Raw genomic sequence first — 14,983 nt, 5'->3', positions numbered from 1 at the left:
GCCGGGTGCCGCGCTTCGACAGGCTCAGCGTGAACGGGTGAGGGGAGTTGAACGGACCAGCGGCCACCCCCTCACACCCCCGGGGTGGCGGCCATCTCAGCGCCCCAACACCCGCAGAGCGATCAGCACGACCACCGCCAGCGCCAGCAGCAGCGCGATCCCCTGCCAGAAGCGCACCGGGTCGCGCTCGGCCAGCGGCACGGGGCGCCGCTGCAGGAACTGCGGACCCGGCGCGCGCAGGTCGTGCACGAACTCGGACACCGCCTCCTGGCGGCGCTGCGCATCGGGCTGCAGGGCCTTGTACAGCACGGCATCGACCCAGGCCGGCAGTTCGGGCCGGTGGTGGCGCAGCGGCACGCAGTGCAGCCGGCGCAGGTCGGCCGGCGTGCGCACGCGGGCGGCGTCCAGGCCGTAGGGCAACTGGCCGGTCAGCATCTGGTAGGCGATCGCGGCGAGCGCGAACAGGTCCGAGCGCTCGCTGGCGCCTTCGCCCAGCAGCAGTTCCGGCGCGGCGTACTGCAGCGTGCCTTCCACCGCCGGCGCTTGTGGCGCGTCCAGCCGCTCCGCCAGCCCGGCCACGTGCACCGAGCCCAGGTCGATCAGGGTCACGGTGCCGGCGGCGTCGATCATCAGGTTCTCGGGGCGCAGGTCCCGGTGCAGCATCTCGCGCCGGTGCAGCGCCTGCAGGCCGCGCGCGGCCTGCTCCACGATGGCGCGCACCGCCTCCAGCGGCGGCCGGGGATGGTCGCGCATCCATTGCGCCAGCGTCTGGCCCTCGACGAAGTCCAGCGCCACGAACAGGTGGCGGCGCGGCCGTTCGGCCGTGGCGGCCTTCACGACGTGCGGGCCGTCGATGCGCCGCGCTGCCCACTCTTCCAGCACGAAGCGGTCGAGGTGCGCGGCGTCGTCCTGCAGGTCGACCGAGGGCGTCTTCAGCACCACGTGCCGGCCGGTGGCGTCGTCGCGCGCCAGGTGCACGTGGCTGCGCGGGCCGACGAACAGCTCGCGCAGCACGGTGAAGCCTTCGAAGCGCATGCCGGCCGCCAGCGGCGGCGGCAGCGCCAGCGTCTCGCGCTGCCGGTGCAACGCATCGGCGCCGGGCTCGGGCAGCGCATCCACTCGCAGCAACTGGACGGTGGCGTCGTCCTCGCTGCCGCGGTCGTGCGCCTGCGCCACCAGCATGCGGGCGGCGGCGTCGAGGTCGCCGCCGCAGCCGGCGACGGTCTCGTGCACCGTCGCCGCGTCGAGGTGCGTGTACGCGCCGTCGGTGGCCAGCAGGTAGAGCTCGCCCGGCTCCGCCTCCCAGTCGTGGTGGTCGATCTCCACGTGGGCGCCTATGCCCAGGGCGCGGCCGAGGTAGGCTTCCTCGTCCGAGACGCGCACGCGGTGGTCCTGCGTCAGCTGCTCCAGCGCCTGCGCATGCACCCGGTAGATGCGTGCATCGCCCACGTGCAGCAGGTGCAGGCGGCGGCCCTTGAGGATCAGCGCGCTGAAGGTGCAGACGTAGCCGCGGTCCTTGTCGAAGCGCGCGTCGCCGCGCTGGTTCTGGGCGTGCAGCCAGGCGTTGAGCGCGCCGAGCACGCGCTCGGCCGAGCGGCGCGTGGACCAGGCCTCGGAGGTGGCGTAGTAGTCGTCCAGGAAGCCGCGCACCGCCGCCGCGCTGGCCACCTGGCTCACGCGGCTGGAGCCGATGCCGTCGACCAGCGCCAGCGCGATGCCCTTGGCGGCCAGCAGGTGGCCGGCGGGCAGCATGGCGCCGTGGAAGTCCTGGTTCGGGCCGTTGCGGCCGGCCGCCGAGTGCTGGCCGACCGAGACGCGCGGCAGAGCGTGCGGCGGCACCGGGCGGCGCTCAGGCCAGGGCGCGCCGCGTCGAGGACTTCGCCTCGGTGCGGGCGGAAGCGGCCGGCGCGGCGCGCTTGGGCGCGGTCTTGTAGTGGGTGGCGTACAGCGTCATGCCGACGAAGGTCAGGCCCCCCACCAGGTTGCCCAGCACGGTGGGCAGCTCGTTCCAGATGAAGTAGTCCATCAGCGTGAAGTTGCCGCCCAGCATCAGGCCGGTGGGGAACAGGAACATGTTGACGATCGAGTGCTCGAAGCCCATGTAGAAGAAGATCATCACCGGCATCCACATGCCGATGGCCTTGCCCGACACGCTGGTGGACATCATGGCCGCCACCACCCCGGTGGACACCATCCAGTTGCACATCACCGCGCGGATGAACAGCGTGAGCATGCCCGCCGCGCCGTGCGCCGAATAGCCCACCGTGCGCCCCTCGCCGATGTGGCCGAGCTTGACGCCGATGGCGTTGGGCGCCTCGGAGAAGCCGAAGGTGAAGATGATGGCCATGAACACCGCCACCGTCAGCGCGCCGGCGAAGTTGCCGGCGAACACCAGCCCCCAGTTGCGCAGCACGCCGCGCCAGGTGGCGCCCGGGCGCCGGTCGAACACGGCCAGCGGCGCCAGCGTGAACACGCCGGTCAGCAGGTCGAAGCCCAGCAGGTACAGCATGATGAAGCCGACCGGGAACAGCATCGCGCCGACCAGCGCGTTGCCGGTGTTGACGGTGACCGTCACCGCGAAGGCCGCCGCCAGCGCCAGGATGGCGCCGGCCATGTAGGCGCGGATCAGCGTGTCGCGGGTGGACATCAGGAGCTTGGATTCGCCGGCGTCGACCATCTTGGTCACGAACTCGGCAGGAGCGAGGTAGGCCATGGAATTTCCTTGGGGAGAGGGGAAGGGGGGCGGGGATGGAGGAGAAGAGCGGTCAGGCCAGCCGGACCAGGACCTGCCCGCCCTCGGCGCGCGCGGCATGGGCGCGCACCGAGTGCTCGGGCGCTTCGAGGCATTCGCCGGTGGCGAGGTCGAAGTGGTTCTTGTAGAGCGGCGAGGCGACGACGATGCGCTCGCCCAGGCTGCCGACCAGGCCGCGCGAGAGCACGCTGGCGCCGGACTTCGGGTCCACGTTGTCGATGGCGTAGAGCCGTTCGGCGCCGACGCGGAAGACCGCCACGTGCCGGTGGCCGACCCGGGCGCACACGCCGGTGTCGGGCAGGATGTCGTCGAGCGCGCACACGGCGGCCCACTGCAGGGTGTCGGGGGAGTCGGGCTTCATGGTCGTGTCCTCGAGATTCAGGCGGGGAGTGCGGCGGCCTTCTTCTCCTCGGGGCGCGCGGGGCGGATCTGTCCGCGCTCTTCGACGAAGACGACGTGCTCGTCCGGCCGGTCGCTGTTGACGAAGCTGCGGAAGCGAGCGCGCGTGGCGGGCGTGGTGACGGCGGTCTTCCACTCGCACTGGTAGGTGTCGACCACGTGCTGCATCTGCGCCTCCAGCTCGGCGCCGATGCCCAGGCTGTCGGCGATCAGCACGCCCTTCAGGTAGTCCAGCCCGCCTTCGAGCGATTCGCGCCAGGTGCTGGTGCGCTGCAGCCGGTCGGCGGTGCGCACGTAGAACATGAGGAAGCGGTCGATCAGGCGGATCAGCTCGTCCTTCTTCAGATCGGAGGCGATCAGCTCGGCGTGGCGCGGCTTCATGCCGCCGTTGCCGCAGACGTAGAGGTTCCAGCCCTTGTCGGTGGCGATCACGCCCACGTCCTTGCCCTGCGCCTCGGCGCATTCGCGCGTACAGCCGGAGACGCCGAACTTGATCTTGTGCGGCGCGCGCAAGCCCTTGTAGCGGTTCTCCAGTTCGACCGCGAGGCCCACGCTGTCATCCACGCCGTAGCGGCACCAGGTCGAGCCGACGCAGCTCTTCACCGTGCGCAGCGACTTGCCGTAGGCATGGCCCGATTCGAAGCCGGCGGCGATCAGCTCCTCCCAGATCAGCGGCAGCTGCTCCAGCCGCGCGCCGAACATGTCCACCCGCGCGCCGCCCGTCACCTTGGTGTACAGGCCGTACTTCTTCGCCACCGTGCCGACGGCGATCAGGCCGTCGGGCGTCACTTCGCCGCCGGGCATGCGCGGCACCACCGAGTAGGTGCCGTCCTTCTGGATGTTGCCGAGGAAGTAGTCGTTGCTGTCCTGCAGCTTGGCGAGCTGGGGCTGGAGCACGAAGTCGTTCCAGCACGAGGCCAGGATGCTGGCCGCCGCCGGCTTGCAGACGTCGCAGCCCAGGCCCTGGCCGTGCTTGTCGAGCAATTCGTCGAAGGTCCGGATCCTGCCGACGCGCACCAGGTGGTACAGCTCCTGGCGCGAGTGGGCGAAGTGCTCGCAGAGGTGGTTGTTCACCGCCATGCCGCGGCGCGCCATCTCGAACTTCATCACCTGCGTGACCAGCGGCACGCAGCCGCCGCAGGTGGCGCCCGCTTTCGTGCAGGCCTTGATGTCGGCCACGGTGCAGGCGCCTTCGCCGACGGCGGCGCAGATCGCGCCCTTGGTGACGCTGTTGCATGAGCAGATCTGCGCGCTGTCGGGCAGCGCCTCGATGCCCAGCGCCGGCTTCGCCGCGCCGTCGCCCGAAGGCAGGATCAGGAACTCCGGCGCCTCCGGCAGCGCGATGCCGTTCAGCGCCATCTGCAGCAGCGTGCCGTACTCGTCGGCGTTGCCCACCAGCACGGCACCGAGCAGCTTGCTGCCGTCCCCGCTCACGACGATCTTCTTGTAGACCTGCTTGCGCTCGTCGATGAACTGGTAGGTGCGCGAACGGGGCGTGCGGCCGTGCGCGTCGCCGATGCTGGCGACGTCCACGCCCATCAGCTTGAGCTTGGTGCTCATGTCGGCGCCGGTGAAGGCGGCCTGCGCGTCGCCGGCGATGTGCCTGGCCGCCACGCGCGCCATCTCGTAGCCGGGCGCGACCAGGCCGAACACCTGCTCGTTCCACGAGGCGCACTCGCCGATGGCGTAGACGTGGCGGTCGCTGGCGCGGCAGTGGTCGTCCACCGCCACGCCGCCGCGCGGGCCGACGGCCAGCGCGCACTGGCGCGCCAGCGCGTCCTGCGCCCGGATGCCGGCGGAGAACACGATCATGTCGGTCTCCAGGTAGGTGCCGTCCGCGAACACCATGCGGTGCCGCGCGCTGGCGCCATCGGTGATCTCCACCGTGTTGCGGTCCGTGTGGACGTGCACGCCCAGCGCCTCGATCCTGCTGCGCAGCGTGCGCCCGCCGCCTTCGTCCACCTGCACCGCCATCAGGCGCGGCGCGAACTCGACCACGTGCGTCTCCAGGCCCATGTCGCGCAGCGCCTTGGCGCACTCCAGGCCGAGCAGGCCGCCGCCGACGACCACGCCGCTTTGGCTGCGCGCGCCGCAGGCCTGCATGGCCTCCAGGTCCTCGATGGTGCGGTAGACGAAGCAGTGGGGCCGGTCGCGGCCCGGCACCGCGGGCACGAAGGGCACCGAGCCGGTGGCCAGCACCAGCCGGTCGTAGGGCAGCACCTCGCCGTCGGCCGTGGTGACGGTGTTGTTGCGCCGCTCGACGGCGACGGCCTTCGCGCCCAGGCGCAGGGTGAAGCCGGTCTTCTCGAAGAAGCCGGGCTCGACCAGCGAGAGGTCCTCGGCGCTGCGGCCCGAGAAGAAGTCCGAGAGATGCACCCGGTCGTAGGCCGGACGCGGCTCCTCGCACAGCACGGTGACTTCCGCACCCGGCACCCCGAGCGCGTGCAGCTGCTCGAGGAACTTGTGGCCCACCATGCCGTGGCCGATGACGATGATCTTCATGTCGGTCCTGCACGCACGCGCGGGCCCGGCTGAAGGGGGGTGCAGGAAGGCACTTCCGCCGGCACACGAGTGCGAAGTCGTGTTGGAACTACCGGGCTGGCTGCCCGCGGGGGGCGTCAGCTCGATCGGGTTCCGCCGGCGTTGGCGGAGGTGTCGAGCGGATCGGGGCAACGCTGCCCGCGGCTCGGCGACCAGTGCCATGCAAGGGCCGTGCCTGCCGATCCGGGCGCCGCAGCGGCCCGCGAAGCGGGAAGACGGCGCAGTCGGGTGCATCCGGCGGCGCGCAGCGGTCCGGATTGGTGCATCGCGGCAGAATCGGGGCCATGTGCGGTTCCGAACTCCATTCCCTGCCCGACGGCGTCCAGCGCGTCGCCCGGCACCTCCAGGCCAGCGGGCATCCCCATGCGCCGCGCATGCTCGACGACGCGGCGCGCACCGCGCAGCAGGCGGCCGACGCGCTGGGCATCGCGCTCGGGCAGATCGCCAAGAGCATCGTCTTCCGACGTAAGGCCGATGACGCGGCGGTGCTGGTCGTCACCTCCGGCGACCGGCGCGTCGACGAGAAGAAGGTCGATGCGCTGGTCGGCAAGACCGGCCGCGCCGACGCCGATTTCGTCAAGGGCAAGACCGGCTTCTCGATCGGTGGCGTCTCGCCGGTGGCGCACGCCACGCCGCCGGTGGTGCTGATCGACCGCGAACTGTTCCGCTTCGACGAGATCTGGGCCGCGGCCGGACATCCGCACGCGGTGTTCCGCCTGCGCCCGCAGGATCTGGAAGCGCTCACCGGCGGCGCGCCCGTGGCGGACGTGGTGCAGCCGCCGGCGGCGGGTGGATGAACGCGCCGCTGCACCTGCACCCCGTGCTCGAGCGCGCGCGGCTGGTGCGCTCGGCCGTGGCGCAGGGCCTGGAGCCGGTGCCCTCGCCGTGCATCTCGGTGTGCCGGATGGACGCCGCCAGCGGCCTGTGCGAAGGTTGCTTCCGCACCCTCGAAGAGATCGCGCACTGGCGCACCCTGGACGACCCCGCCCGCCTCGCCGTCTGGTCGCGGGTGGAACAGCGCATCGCGCACGCAACGGCCTACCCATGAAACACATCGACTTCTACCTGGACTTCATCTCCCCCTACGCGTACCTCGCCTTCGAGCACCTGCCGCAGGCGCTGGAAGGGCTGAGCCACGAGGTGGCCTACAAGCCGGTGCTGCTGGGCGCCGTCGTGCGGCACCACGGCCAGCGGGCGCCGGCGGAGATCCCCGCCAAGCGGAGCTGGACCTATCGCCACGTGCTCTGGCTGGGCCATGCGCACGGCATCCCGATCGAGATGCCGGCCACCCACCCCTACAACCCGCTGCCGCACCTGCGCCTGGCGCTGGCGGCGACGGCGCTGCCCGGCGGCCAGATCAACCGCTACCTGGCCGAGACCGTGTTCCGCGAAGTCTGGCGCGGCGGCCAGGAGGCGGCCGACCCGGCGCGGCTGACCGGGCTCGCGCAGCGGCTGCAGCCGGCGCGCGACCCGGCCGGCGACGAGGTCAAGGCGCGGCTCAAGGCCAACACCGACGAAGCCATCGCGCAGGGCGTCTTCGGCACGCCGGCCTTCGTGGTCGACGGGCGCCTGTTCTGGGGCTTCGACGGCCTGGCCATGCTGCGCGCCTACCTGACCGGCGACGACTGGTTCGCCGGATCGCGGTGGGACGAGGCCGACCAGCGGCCTTCGGCGCTGGCGAAGGGCTGAGCCCGGCGTCGCCGACGTTCGATGCCCCGCACGCCGGGGCGCGTGCGGCCTATTGGCTGTTGCAGGTGCCCTGCGTTGCCAGTTCGAGCTTCGCCACGGCTTCCTTGCCTTGGGCTTCAGGAATGACCTCGAGATCGGCGCCGCCAACGAATACGCCGAGCTTGATGTATTGCCGCACGAAATAACTCTTGCCGGCCTCGAACAGCAAGGTGAGCGTATTTGGCGAGAATTCCGATTCTGTAGAAATCACGTGCTCTTTATTGCCGGCCACTTCGGTATAGAAGAAGACGTCCGGTGCGGATTCCCCGATGCATTTGCCGTCGACACGGAGATCCTTCTTCAGCGCTCTGCCAACGGCGCTGTCTCGATAAAGGTACAGGCCCGAATTTCCTGCCGACGGCGCCGAGAATTGCTTGGCCTTGTCCGAGGCCTCCTGACTTTCCATCTGAACGGATGCGCAACCCGTGAACAAGGCCGACGCCAGCGCAATAAAAGCGATCTTCTTCATGATCCTCCCCTTTCGGAATTAAGTCTTCGCGAGATACCGTGAATTCAGCGCATCTGCGATGCAACGGCATGGTAACACCGTGTTTCCGGGGGACTGGTTCAATGGAGAAGGTAGGTGTTTTCCCTTGGCAGATGGGGCGCGGTCCGATTTTTTCTTTATCCGAAACATTGGCTCCGGGTTCACCCTCGGGTTGTCAGAAAAGATTCAGTTTGGTGCAAGGAAAGGGTCAGTCCGCCTCCAAAGAATGAAGTACGGCCCGGGTTCCGCGGGCCGATCATTCCATTCACGAGGAGACAGCAATGGCAGCCACACTGGATTCGAAGGGGATGCCGCACCCGGCCCCCCGGCCCATGACGGCGGAGGAGCGGAAGGTTATCTTCGCTTCTTCGCTCGGCACGGTGTTCGAGTGGTACGACTTCTACCTGTACGGCTCGCTGGCGGGGATCATCGCCAAGCAGTTCTTCAGCGGGCTGGACGCCGGCGCGGCCTTCATCTTCGCGCTGCTGGCCTTCGCCGCCGGCTTCCTGGTGCGGCCCTTCGGCGCCATCGTGTTCGGCCGCCTGGGCGACATGATCGGGCGCAAGTACACCTTCCTGGTCACCATCCTGATCATGGGCCTGTCGACCTTCATCGTCGGCCTGCTGCCCAGCTACGCCACCATCGGCGTGGCCGCGCCGGTGATCCTGATCGCGCTGCGCATGCTGCAGGGCCTGGCCCTGGGCGGCGAGTACGGCGGTGCCGCCACCTACGTGGCCGAGCACGCACCGCACGGCCGGCGCGGCGCCTACACCTCGTGGATCCAGACCACGGCGACGCTGGGCCTGTTCCTGTCGCTGCTGGTGATCCTGGGCGTGCGCACCGGCTTCGGCGAGGACGCCTTCGCCGCCTGGGCCTGGCGCATCCCCTTCCTGGTGTCCATCCTGCTGCTGGGGATCTCGGTGTGGATCCGCCTGTCGCTGAACGAATCGCCCGCCTTCCAGAAGATGAAGGCCGAGGGCAAGACCTCCAAGGCGCCGCTGTCCGAGTCCTTCGGCGAGTGGAAGAACCTGAAGATCGTGATCCTGGCGCTGCTCGGCCTGACGGCCGGCCAGGCGGTGGTCTGGTACTCGGGCCAGTTCTACGCGCTGTTCTTCCTGACGGCGCAGCTCAAGGTGGACCTCACCACCGCCAACCTGCTGATCGCCGCGGCGCTGCTGATCGGCACGCCCTTCTTCATCATCTTCGGCTCCCTGTCCGACAAGATCGGCCGCAAGCCGATCATCATGGCCGGCTGCCTGCTGGCGGTGGTGACCTACTTCCCGGTCTTCAAGATGCTGACCGAGTACGCCAACCCCGACCTGGCGCAGGCCCAGGCGAAGGCCGGCGTGACCGTGACGGCCGACCCGGCGACCTGCTCCTTCCAGGGCAACCCGGTGGCGCGCGAGATCGACTTCAAGAGCTCCTGCGACATCGCCAAGCGCTACCTGGTGCAGAACTCGGTGAGCTACGAGAACGTGGCCGGCCCGGCCGGCAGCCCGGCGGTGGTGAAGATCGGCGACAAGACCGTGACCGCCCCGACCGGCGTGGTGGCCAACCACAAGTTCGACGAGGCCTCGGCCAAGTCCATCGCCGCCTTCAAGAAGGAACTGGCCGACGACCTGAAGTCGGCCGGCTACCCGGCCAAGGCCGACCCGGCGAAGATGAACAAGCTGATGCTGGTGGTGCTGCTGACCTACCTGGTGATCTTGGTGACGATGGTCTACGGTCCGATCGCCGCGATGCTGGTGGAGCTGTTCCCGACGCGCATCCGCTACACCTCGATGAGCCTGCCGTACCACATCGGCAACGGCTGGTTCGGCGGCCTGCTGCCCACCACCGCCTTCGCCATCGTGGCCTCCACCGGCAACATGTACAACGGCCTGTGGTACCCGATCATCATCGCCGCCATGACGCTGGTGATCGGCACGCTGTTCATCCGCGAGACCAAGGACGTGGACATCTACGCCAACGACTGATCCACGCCGTGCCCGGCGCCGCCTTGCCGGCGGCGCCGGTTCAGCAAAAGGGCCTCCGAGGAGGCCCTTTTGCTGAACCGGGGGACCGGTCCGTTCAATATCCGATCAGGAGAGATGTCATGTGGAAGCTGGCCGTGGGTTTCGTGGTGTTCGCCGCCGTCGCCCTGTTCGTCATCATGCAGGCGGGCGACAAGATCGACATGGGCGGCGAGCAGCACGGCGGCGACATCCAGCATGCCCCCGCCGCGGCGCCGGAGGGCGGCGCCTCGAAGTAGCCCGCCCGCCGCGGCGGCTCAGCGCCTGAAGCGTCCCTCGCTGATGATGGACAGGTCGGCGTAGTCGATGCCGGTGTGGTCCTGCGGCGAGTAGCTCACCTCCAGGCCGCCCAGGTCGAAGTTCTTGAGCCCGTCCAGCGCGGCCAGCACCTTGGCCCGGGTCGGCGCCGGGCCGGCGCGGCGCAGGGCCTCGACCAGCACCTTGGCGGAGGCGAAGCCCTCCAGCATCGCCGGCGAGAGTTCCTTGCCCTTGGCCAGCGCCATCGCCTCCCGGACCATCGGCGTGCCGATCGAGCGCTCGCTGGGGAAGACCTGCGTGACGATCACGCCGCGGCTGTTGTCGCCCAGCGACTTGATGAAGCCGGACGAGGCGTTGTTCGACAGCGTGACCACCTGCGCCGCCGACCCCGCGGCGCGCAGCGCCTTGACGCCTTCCACCACCGCGGTGCCGGAGCCGATCCACAGCACCGCCTGCACCTGGGCCTGCACGAGCTGGGGCACGATGGTCTTGTAGTCCGGCTTGTCGCGGTCGGCCTGCACCAGCGCGGCCGGATCCAGCTTGGCCTTGGCGAAGCCGGTCTTGGCGCCTTCCAGCGCGTCGGCGCCGAAGGAGTCGGTCACGTACACCACGCCGATGCGGTTCATGCCGACGGTGCTCAGGTGCTGCACCGCCTTCTCGGCCTCGCGCTGGTAGGTGGAGCGCACGTTGAACACGTGCCGCTGCAGCGGCTTGTGCAGCACCATCGCGCCGGTGGAGGGGCCGATCAGCGGCACGCCGTGCTTGTCCAGCAGCGGGATGATGGACTGCGTGTGCGGCGTGCCCCGCGTCAGGAACAGCGCCACCGCCTTCTTCTCCTCGATCAGCACGCGGCCGTTCTCGGCGGCGCGCTTGGGGTCGAAGCCGTCGTCCAGCCGCACCACCTCGATCTGCTCGCCGTTCACGCCGCCCTGCGCGTTGACCGCGTCGATGACCAGCCGGGAGCCGGCGATCGTCTCGTTCACGCTGGAGGCCACGGGGCCGGTGATGCCGGCCGTCTGGCCGATCACGATCTGGGCGCTGGCGCTCGACATGCTCAGCGCGAACAGCAGCGCGGCGCTGCCGCCAAGGCGAAACAGGGGCATGGCAATCTCCGATGGAAGATGTTGCGGACGAGAAACAAAGAGTTTCAATTGTTTCTGGTGTGGCACTTTCCGGAGTGGGTACTAACCCGGAGACCGCGGCGCCCGCGTGTGGCGTAGTGCACGGGAGCCGCCGCCCCAGGGCGCCAAAGACCCCAGGCAGCCGCAACCGCCCGGCACGGGCAGAATGTTCCGCCCCTCCCGCCCGAACCGCTCCCAGCACCCCCACGGCATGACCTCCGGCTCCATCCGCATCCGCGGCGCCCGCCAGCACAACCTTCGCAACCTCGATCTCGACATCCGCACCGGCGAACTGACGGTGGTGACCGGCCCCAGCGGCTCGGGCAAGTCCAGCCTGGTGTTCGACACCCTCTACGCCGAGGGCCAGCGCCGCTACGTCGAGACCTTCAGCGCCTACGCCCGCCAGTTCCTCGACCGCATGGACAAGCCGGCGGTGGACCGGGTGGAAGGCGTGCCGCCGGCCATCGCCATCGACCAAACCAACCCGGTGCGCAGCTCGCGCTCCACGGTCGGCACGATGACCGAGCTGAACGACCACCTGAAGCTGCTGTTCGCCCGCGCGGCGCAGCTCTTCGACCGCCAGACCGCGCTGCCGGTGCGGCACGACACGCCGGACACGATCTGCGCCGAGATGCAGCGGCGGGCCGAGTCGGCGGGTGATCCGCGGCTGGTCGTGACCTTCCCGGTCGAGCTGCCCGCCAGCGCGACGGAGCAGGAGATCGAGCAGTGGCTGGCCGCCAGCGGCTTCACGCGCGTGCAGGCGCAGCGCGAGGTCGGCACGCCGACCGGGCCGCGCAAGGTGCTTGACGTGGTGGCCGACCGCTTCCGCATGTCGGGCACCGAGCGCGCGCGTGTGGTTGAGGCCATCGAGGTCGCGCTCAAGCGCGGCACCGGGCGCGTCACGGTCTATGCGCTGCCCGCGGAGGAAGGCGTCGAGCCCGAGCTGTGGCGCTTCTCCACCGGCCTGCACTGCCCCGAGAGCGACATCCGCTACGCCGACCCGATCCCCTCGATGTTCAGCTTCAACTCCGCGGTCGGCGCCTGCGAGGCCTGCCGCGGCTTCGGCCGCGTGATCGGGGTGGACTGGAACCTGGTCATGCCCAACGACAAGCTCACGCTGCGCGCGGGCGCCGTCAAGCCGATCCAGACGCCGGCCTGGAAGGAGTGCCAGGACGACCTGATGCGCCATGCCGAAAGCGCCGGCATCCCGCGCGACACGCCCTGGGCCAAGCTCACGCCCGAGCAGAAGCACTGGGTGATCGAGGGCACGCCCAACTACAAGGAAGGCAACTGGAGCAAGCAGTGGTACGGCATCCGCCGCTTCTTCGCCTACCTGGAGAGCAAGGCGTACAAGATGCACATCCGGGTGCTGCTGTCCAAGTACCGCAGCTACACGCCGTGCCCCACCTGCGGCGGCGCGCGGCTCAAGCTCGAAAGCCTGCTGTGGCGCCTGGGCAGCAAGGCCGATGCCGACGCGGCGCTGCCGCCCGCGAAGCGCTTCATGCCGGTCGGCGTGCCGTGGACGCGCGAGCAGCTCGAAGCGCTGCCCGGCCTCAGCCTGCACGACCTGATGCTGATGCCCATCGAGCGGCTTCGACAGTTCTTTGATGCGCAGAAGTCCTCCCCCTGGAGGGGGGAGGATTTAGGAGGGGGTGGGTCCACGTCCACTCCGCAGGAGGGGCAGCGCGAAGCGATGCGTCTCCTGTTCGAGGAGATCACGACGCGCCTGAAGTACCTGCACGACGTCGGCATCGGCTACCTCACGCTCGACCGGCAGAGCCGCACCCTCTCCGGCGGCGAGGTGCAGCGCATCAACCTCACCACCGCCCTGGGCACCTCGCTGGTCAACACCCTGTTCGTGCTGGACGAGCCCAGCATCGGCCTGCACCCGCGCGACATGGACCGCATCACCGAGGCCATGCAGCGCCTGCGCGACGCCGGCAACACGCTGGTGGTGGTGGAGCACGACCCGGCCGTGATGCTGGCGGCCGACCGCGTGATCGACATGGGGCCCGGCCCCGGCGCGCGCGGCGGGCAGATCGTGTTCGACGGCCCGGTCGAGCTGCTCCGCGGCGCGCACACGCTCACCGGCGAGTACCTGGGCGGGCGCAAGCACATCGGCATGGGCCTCAAGCGCGCCGTCACGGAGGGCACGCCGCGCCTGATCCTCGAGGGCGCGCGCGAGCACAACCTGAAGGACGTGACGGTCGAGATCCCGCTGCAGCGGCTGGTGGCCGTCACTGGCGTCAGCGGCTCGGGCAAGTCCACGCTGGTGCAGGACGTGCTGGCGCCGGCGCTGATGCGCCACTTCGGCAAGCCGACCGAGCTGGCCGGGGCGCACGACCGGCTGCTCGGCGCCGACCACCTGAGCGACGTGGTGTTCGTCGACCAGTCGCCCATCGGCAAGACGGCGCGCTCCAACCCGGCCAGCTACGTCGGCGCCTGGGATGCGGTGCGCGAGATCTTCGCCACCGCGCCGCTGGCGAAGCAGCGCGGCTACACGGCCGCCAAGTTCAGCTTCAACTCCGGCGACGGGCGCTGCCCGACCTGCGGCGGCTCGGGCTTCGAGCACGTGGAGATGCAGTTCCTCTCGGACGTGTACCTGCGCTGCCCCGACTGCGACGGCAAGCGCTACCGGCCCGAGATCCTGGAAGTGACGATCGAGCGGCCCCGAGCCGTTCGGGCTGAGCCTGTCGAAGCCGGGACCAGCCCTTCGACAGGCTCAGGGCGAACGGTCATGGAGGCCTACACCGTCGCTGACATCCTCGAACTGACCGTGGCCGAGGCGCTCACCGTGTTCGCGAATGACCGCGAGGTGCAGCGCGTGCTGCAGCCCATCGTCGACGTCGGCCTGGACTACGTGAAGCTCGGCCAGCCGGTGCCCACGCTTTCGGGCGGCGAGGCGCAGCGCCTCAAGCTGGCCGGCTTCCTGGCGGAGGCCGCCAACGGCGCGGCCAAGTCGCGTCAGCCGCTGGCGAAGAAGGGCACGCTCTTCCTCTTCGACGAGCCGACCACCGGCCTGCACTTCGACGACATCGCCCGCCTGATGCGCGCGCTGCGCAAGCTGCTCGACGCCGGCCACTCGCTGGTCGTGATCGAGCACAACCTGGACGTGATCCGCGCCAGCGACTGGGTGATCGACCTCGGCCCCGAAGGCGGCGAGGGCGGCGGCCAGGTGGTGGCCGTCGGCACGCCGGAGCAGGTGCGGGAGATGAAAGGCTCGCACACCGGCGCCGCGCTGGCGGCGTACGAGACCGCGCTCGGCCCGGCCGCGCTGGCGGTGCGCGAGAAGCCCGCCCAGTACGCCGTCGCTCCCGCGCCCGGCCGCGAGGCCATCGAGATCGTCAACGCCCGCGAGCACAACCTCAAGCACCTGTCGGTGGACATCCCGCGCGGCAAGTTCAGCGTCATCACCGGCGTCAGCGGCTCGGGCAAGTCCACGCTGGCCTTCGACATCCTGTTCAACGAGGGGCAGCGGCGGTACCTCGAATCGCTGAACGCCTACGCGCGCAGCATCGTGCAGCCGGCCGGCCGGCCGGAGGTGGACGCGGTCTACGGCATCCCGCCGACGGTGGCGATCGAACAGCGCCTCTCGCGCGGCGGCCGCAAGAGCACGGTGGGCACCACCACCGAGGTGTGGCACTTCCTGCGCCTGCTGTACGTCAAGCTGGGCGTGCAGCACTGC

The 14,983-nt window shown here is 69.9% G+C and carries 11 protein-coding genes and 1 pseudogene; 6 read left to right on the top strand and 6 right to left on the bottom strand.

Annotated features, from left to right (window positions below; all coding sequences use genetic code 11):
• Positions 1-96 precede the first annotated feature (96 nt).
• From ACIY1X_RS07705 to nirB, 4 genes are read right to left on the bottom strand one after another with little or no spacing between them, the layout of a single operon-like run.
• Complete coding sequence (locus ACIY1X_RS07705) at positions 97-1,839, bottom strand: protein kinase (RefSeq protein WP_399679571.1); 1,743 nt, start codon at positions 1,837-1,839, stop codon at positions 97-99.
• A 10-nt stretch (positions 1,840-1,849) separates the two neighbouring features.
• Positions 1,850-2,713: a formate/nitrite transporter family protein gene (locus ACIY1X_RS07700; protein WP_399679569.1), complete on the bottom strand. Its 864-nt coding sequence runs from the start codon at positions 2,711-2,713 to the stop codon at positions 1,850-1,852.
• Between the two features lie 52 nt (positions 2,714-2,765).
• Entirely contained in the window at positions 2,766-3,113 is a 348-nt protein-coding gene (gene nirD / locus ACIY1X_RS07695) for a nitrite reductase small subunit NirD (RefSeq protein WP_038216105.1), read from the bottom strand.
• 17 nt (positions 3,114-3,130) lie between these two features.
• Positions 3,131-5,653 (bottom strand): nitrite reductase large subunit NirB, encoded by a 2,523-nt coding sequence (gene nirB, locus ACIY1X_RS07690; protein WP_399679566.1) that lies wholly within the window; start codon positions 5,651-5,653, stop codon positions 3,131-3,133.
• A 323-nt stretch (positions 5,654-5,976) separates the two neighbouring features.
• Here nirB and ACIY1X_RS07685 point away from each other — a divergent pair, with 323 nt between their 5' ends.
• Genes ACIY1X_RS07685 through ACIY1X_RS07675 form a run of 3 tightly spaced genes read left to right on the top strand, consistent with a single transcriptional unit; the run spans position 5,977 to position 7,381 of the window.
• Positions 5,977-6,489 carry a YbaK/EbsC family protein gene (locus tag ACIY1X_RS07685; protein WP_038216111.1) on the top strand — a complete coding sequence of 171 codons (513 nt, stop codon included), beginning with the start codon at positions 5,977-5,979 and terminating at the stop codon, positions 6,487-6,489.
• Entirely contained in the window at positions 6,486-6,740 is a 255-nt protein-coding gene (locus ACIY1X_RS07680; protein ID WP_399679562.1) for a DUF1289 domain-containing protein, read from the top strand. The genes ACIY1X_RS07685 and ACIY1X_RS07680 overlap by 4 nt, the downstream gene beginning before the upstream one ends.
• Entirely contained in the window at positions 6,737-7,381 is a 645-nt protein-coding gene (locus ACIY1X_RS07675) for a 2-hydroxychromene-2-carboxylate isomerase (RefSeq protein ID WP_399679559.1), read from the top strand. The genes ACIY1X_RS07680 and ACIY1X_RS07675 overlap by 4 nt, the downstream gene beginning before the upstream one ends.
• Positions 7,382-7,430: 49 nt before the next feature.
• On the opposite strand, the gene ACIY1X_RS07670 is transcribed toward ACIY1X_RS07675, so the two are convergent.
• A complete protein-coding gene (locus ACIY1X_RS07670; protein ID WP_399679556.1) occupies positions 7,431-7,889 on the bottom strand; it encodes a DUF2846 domain-containing protein in 459 nt (152 codons plus the stop codon).
• A 299-nt stretch (positions 7,890-8,188) separates the two neighbouring features.
• Here ACIY1X_RS07670 and ACIY1X_RS07665 point away from each other — a divergent pair, with 299 nt between their 5' ends.
• Both ACIY1X_RS07665 and ACIY1X_RS07660 read left to right on the top strand, forming a co-directional pair.
• Positions 8,189-9,883, top strand: coding sequence for an MFS transporter (locus ACIY1X_RS07665; RefSeq protein WP_399679554.1), 1,695 nt, complete (start codon positions 8,189-8,191; stop codon positions 9,881-9,883).
• A gap of 119 nt (positions 9,884-10,002) precedes the next feature.
• Positions 10,003-10,158, top strand: coding sequence for a hypothetical protein (locus tag ACIY1X_RS07660; protein WP_399679552.1), 156 nt, complete (start codon positions 10,003-10,005; stop codon positions 10,156-10,158).
• An 18-nt stretch (positions 10,159-10,176) separates the two neighbouring features.
• Here ACIY1X_RS07660 and ACIY1X_RS07655 read toward each other — a convergent pair whose 3' ends face one another.
• Positions 10,177-11,280, bottom strand: coding sequence for an ABC transporter substrate-binding protein (locus tag ACIY1X_RS07655; protein ID WP_038216122.1), 1,104 nt, complete (start codon positions 11,278-11,280; stop codon positions 10,177-10,179).
• A 229-nt stretch (positions 11,281-11,509) separates the two neighbouring features.
• On the opposite strand from ACIY1X_RS07655, the pseudogene ACIY1X_RS07650 reads away from it, so the two are divergent.
• Positions 11,510-14,983: pseudogene (locus ACIY1X_RS07650) on the top strand (excinuclease ABC subunit A); the annotation flags it as partial.

The organism is Xenophilus sp., from assembly GCF_044462705.1.
In the GTDB taxonomy this organism is placed as follows: domain Bacteria; phylum Pseudomonadota; class Gammaproteobacteria; order Burkholderiales; family Burkholderiaceae_C; genus Xenophilus; species Xenophilus azovorans.
The sequence above is the reverse complement of the archived record's forward strand: the minus strand, read 5'-3'. Positions and strand labels throughout refer to the sequence as shown.

Bases quoted from the DNA above. Each gene is read 5' to 3' on its own strand.
- ACIY1X_RS07665 (WP_399679554.1), top strand. From the start codon at position 8,189: ATGGCAGCCACACTGGATTCGAAGGGGATGCCGCACCCGGCCCCCCGG.
- nirB (WP_399679566.1), bottom strand. From the start codon at position 5,653: ATGAAGATCATCGTCATCGGCCACGGCATGGTGGGCCACAAGTTCCTC.
- ACIY1X_RS07700 (WP_399679569.1), bottom strand. From the start codon at position 2,713: ATGGCCTACCTCGCTCCTGCCGAGTTCGTGACCAAGATGGTCGACGCC.
- ACIY1X_RS07685 (WP_038216111.1), top strand. From the start codon at position 5,977: ATGTGCGGTTCCGAACTCCATTCCCTGCCCGACGGCGTCCAGCGCGTC.
- ACIY1X_RS07675 (WP_399679559.1), top strand. From the start codon at position 6,737: ATGAAACACATCGACTTCTACCTGGACTTCATCTCCCCCTACGCGTAC.
- ACIY1X_RS07655 (WP_038216122.1), bottom strand. From the start codon at position 11,280: ATGCCCCTGTTTCGCCTTGGCGGCAGCGCCGCGCTGCTGTTCGCGCTG.
- ACIY1X_RS07680 (WP_399679562.1), top strand. From the start codon at position 6,486: ATGAACGCGCCGCTGCACCTGCACCCCGTGCTCGAGCGCGCGCGGCTG.
- nirD (WP_038216105.1), bottom strand. From the start codon at position 3,113: ATGAAGCCCGACTCCCCCGACACCCTGCAGTGGGCCGCCGTGTGCGCG.
- ACIY1X_RS07670 (WP_399679556.1), bottom strand. From the start codon at position 7,889: ATGAAGAAGATCGCTTTTATTGCGCTGGCGTCGGCCTTGTTCACGGGT.
- ACIY1X_RS07660 (WP_399679552.1), top strand. From the start codon at position 10,003: ATGTGGAAGCTGGCCGTGGGTTTCGTGGTGTTCGCCGCCGTCGCCCTG.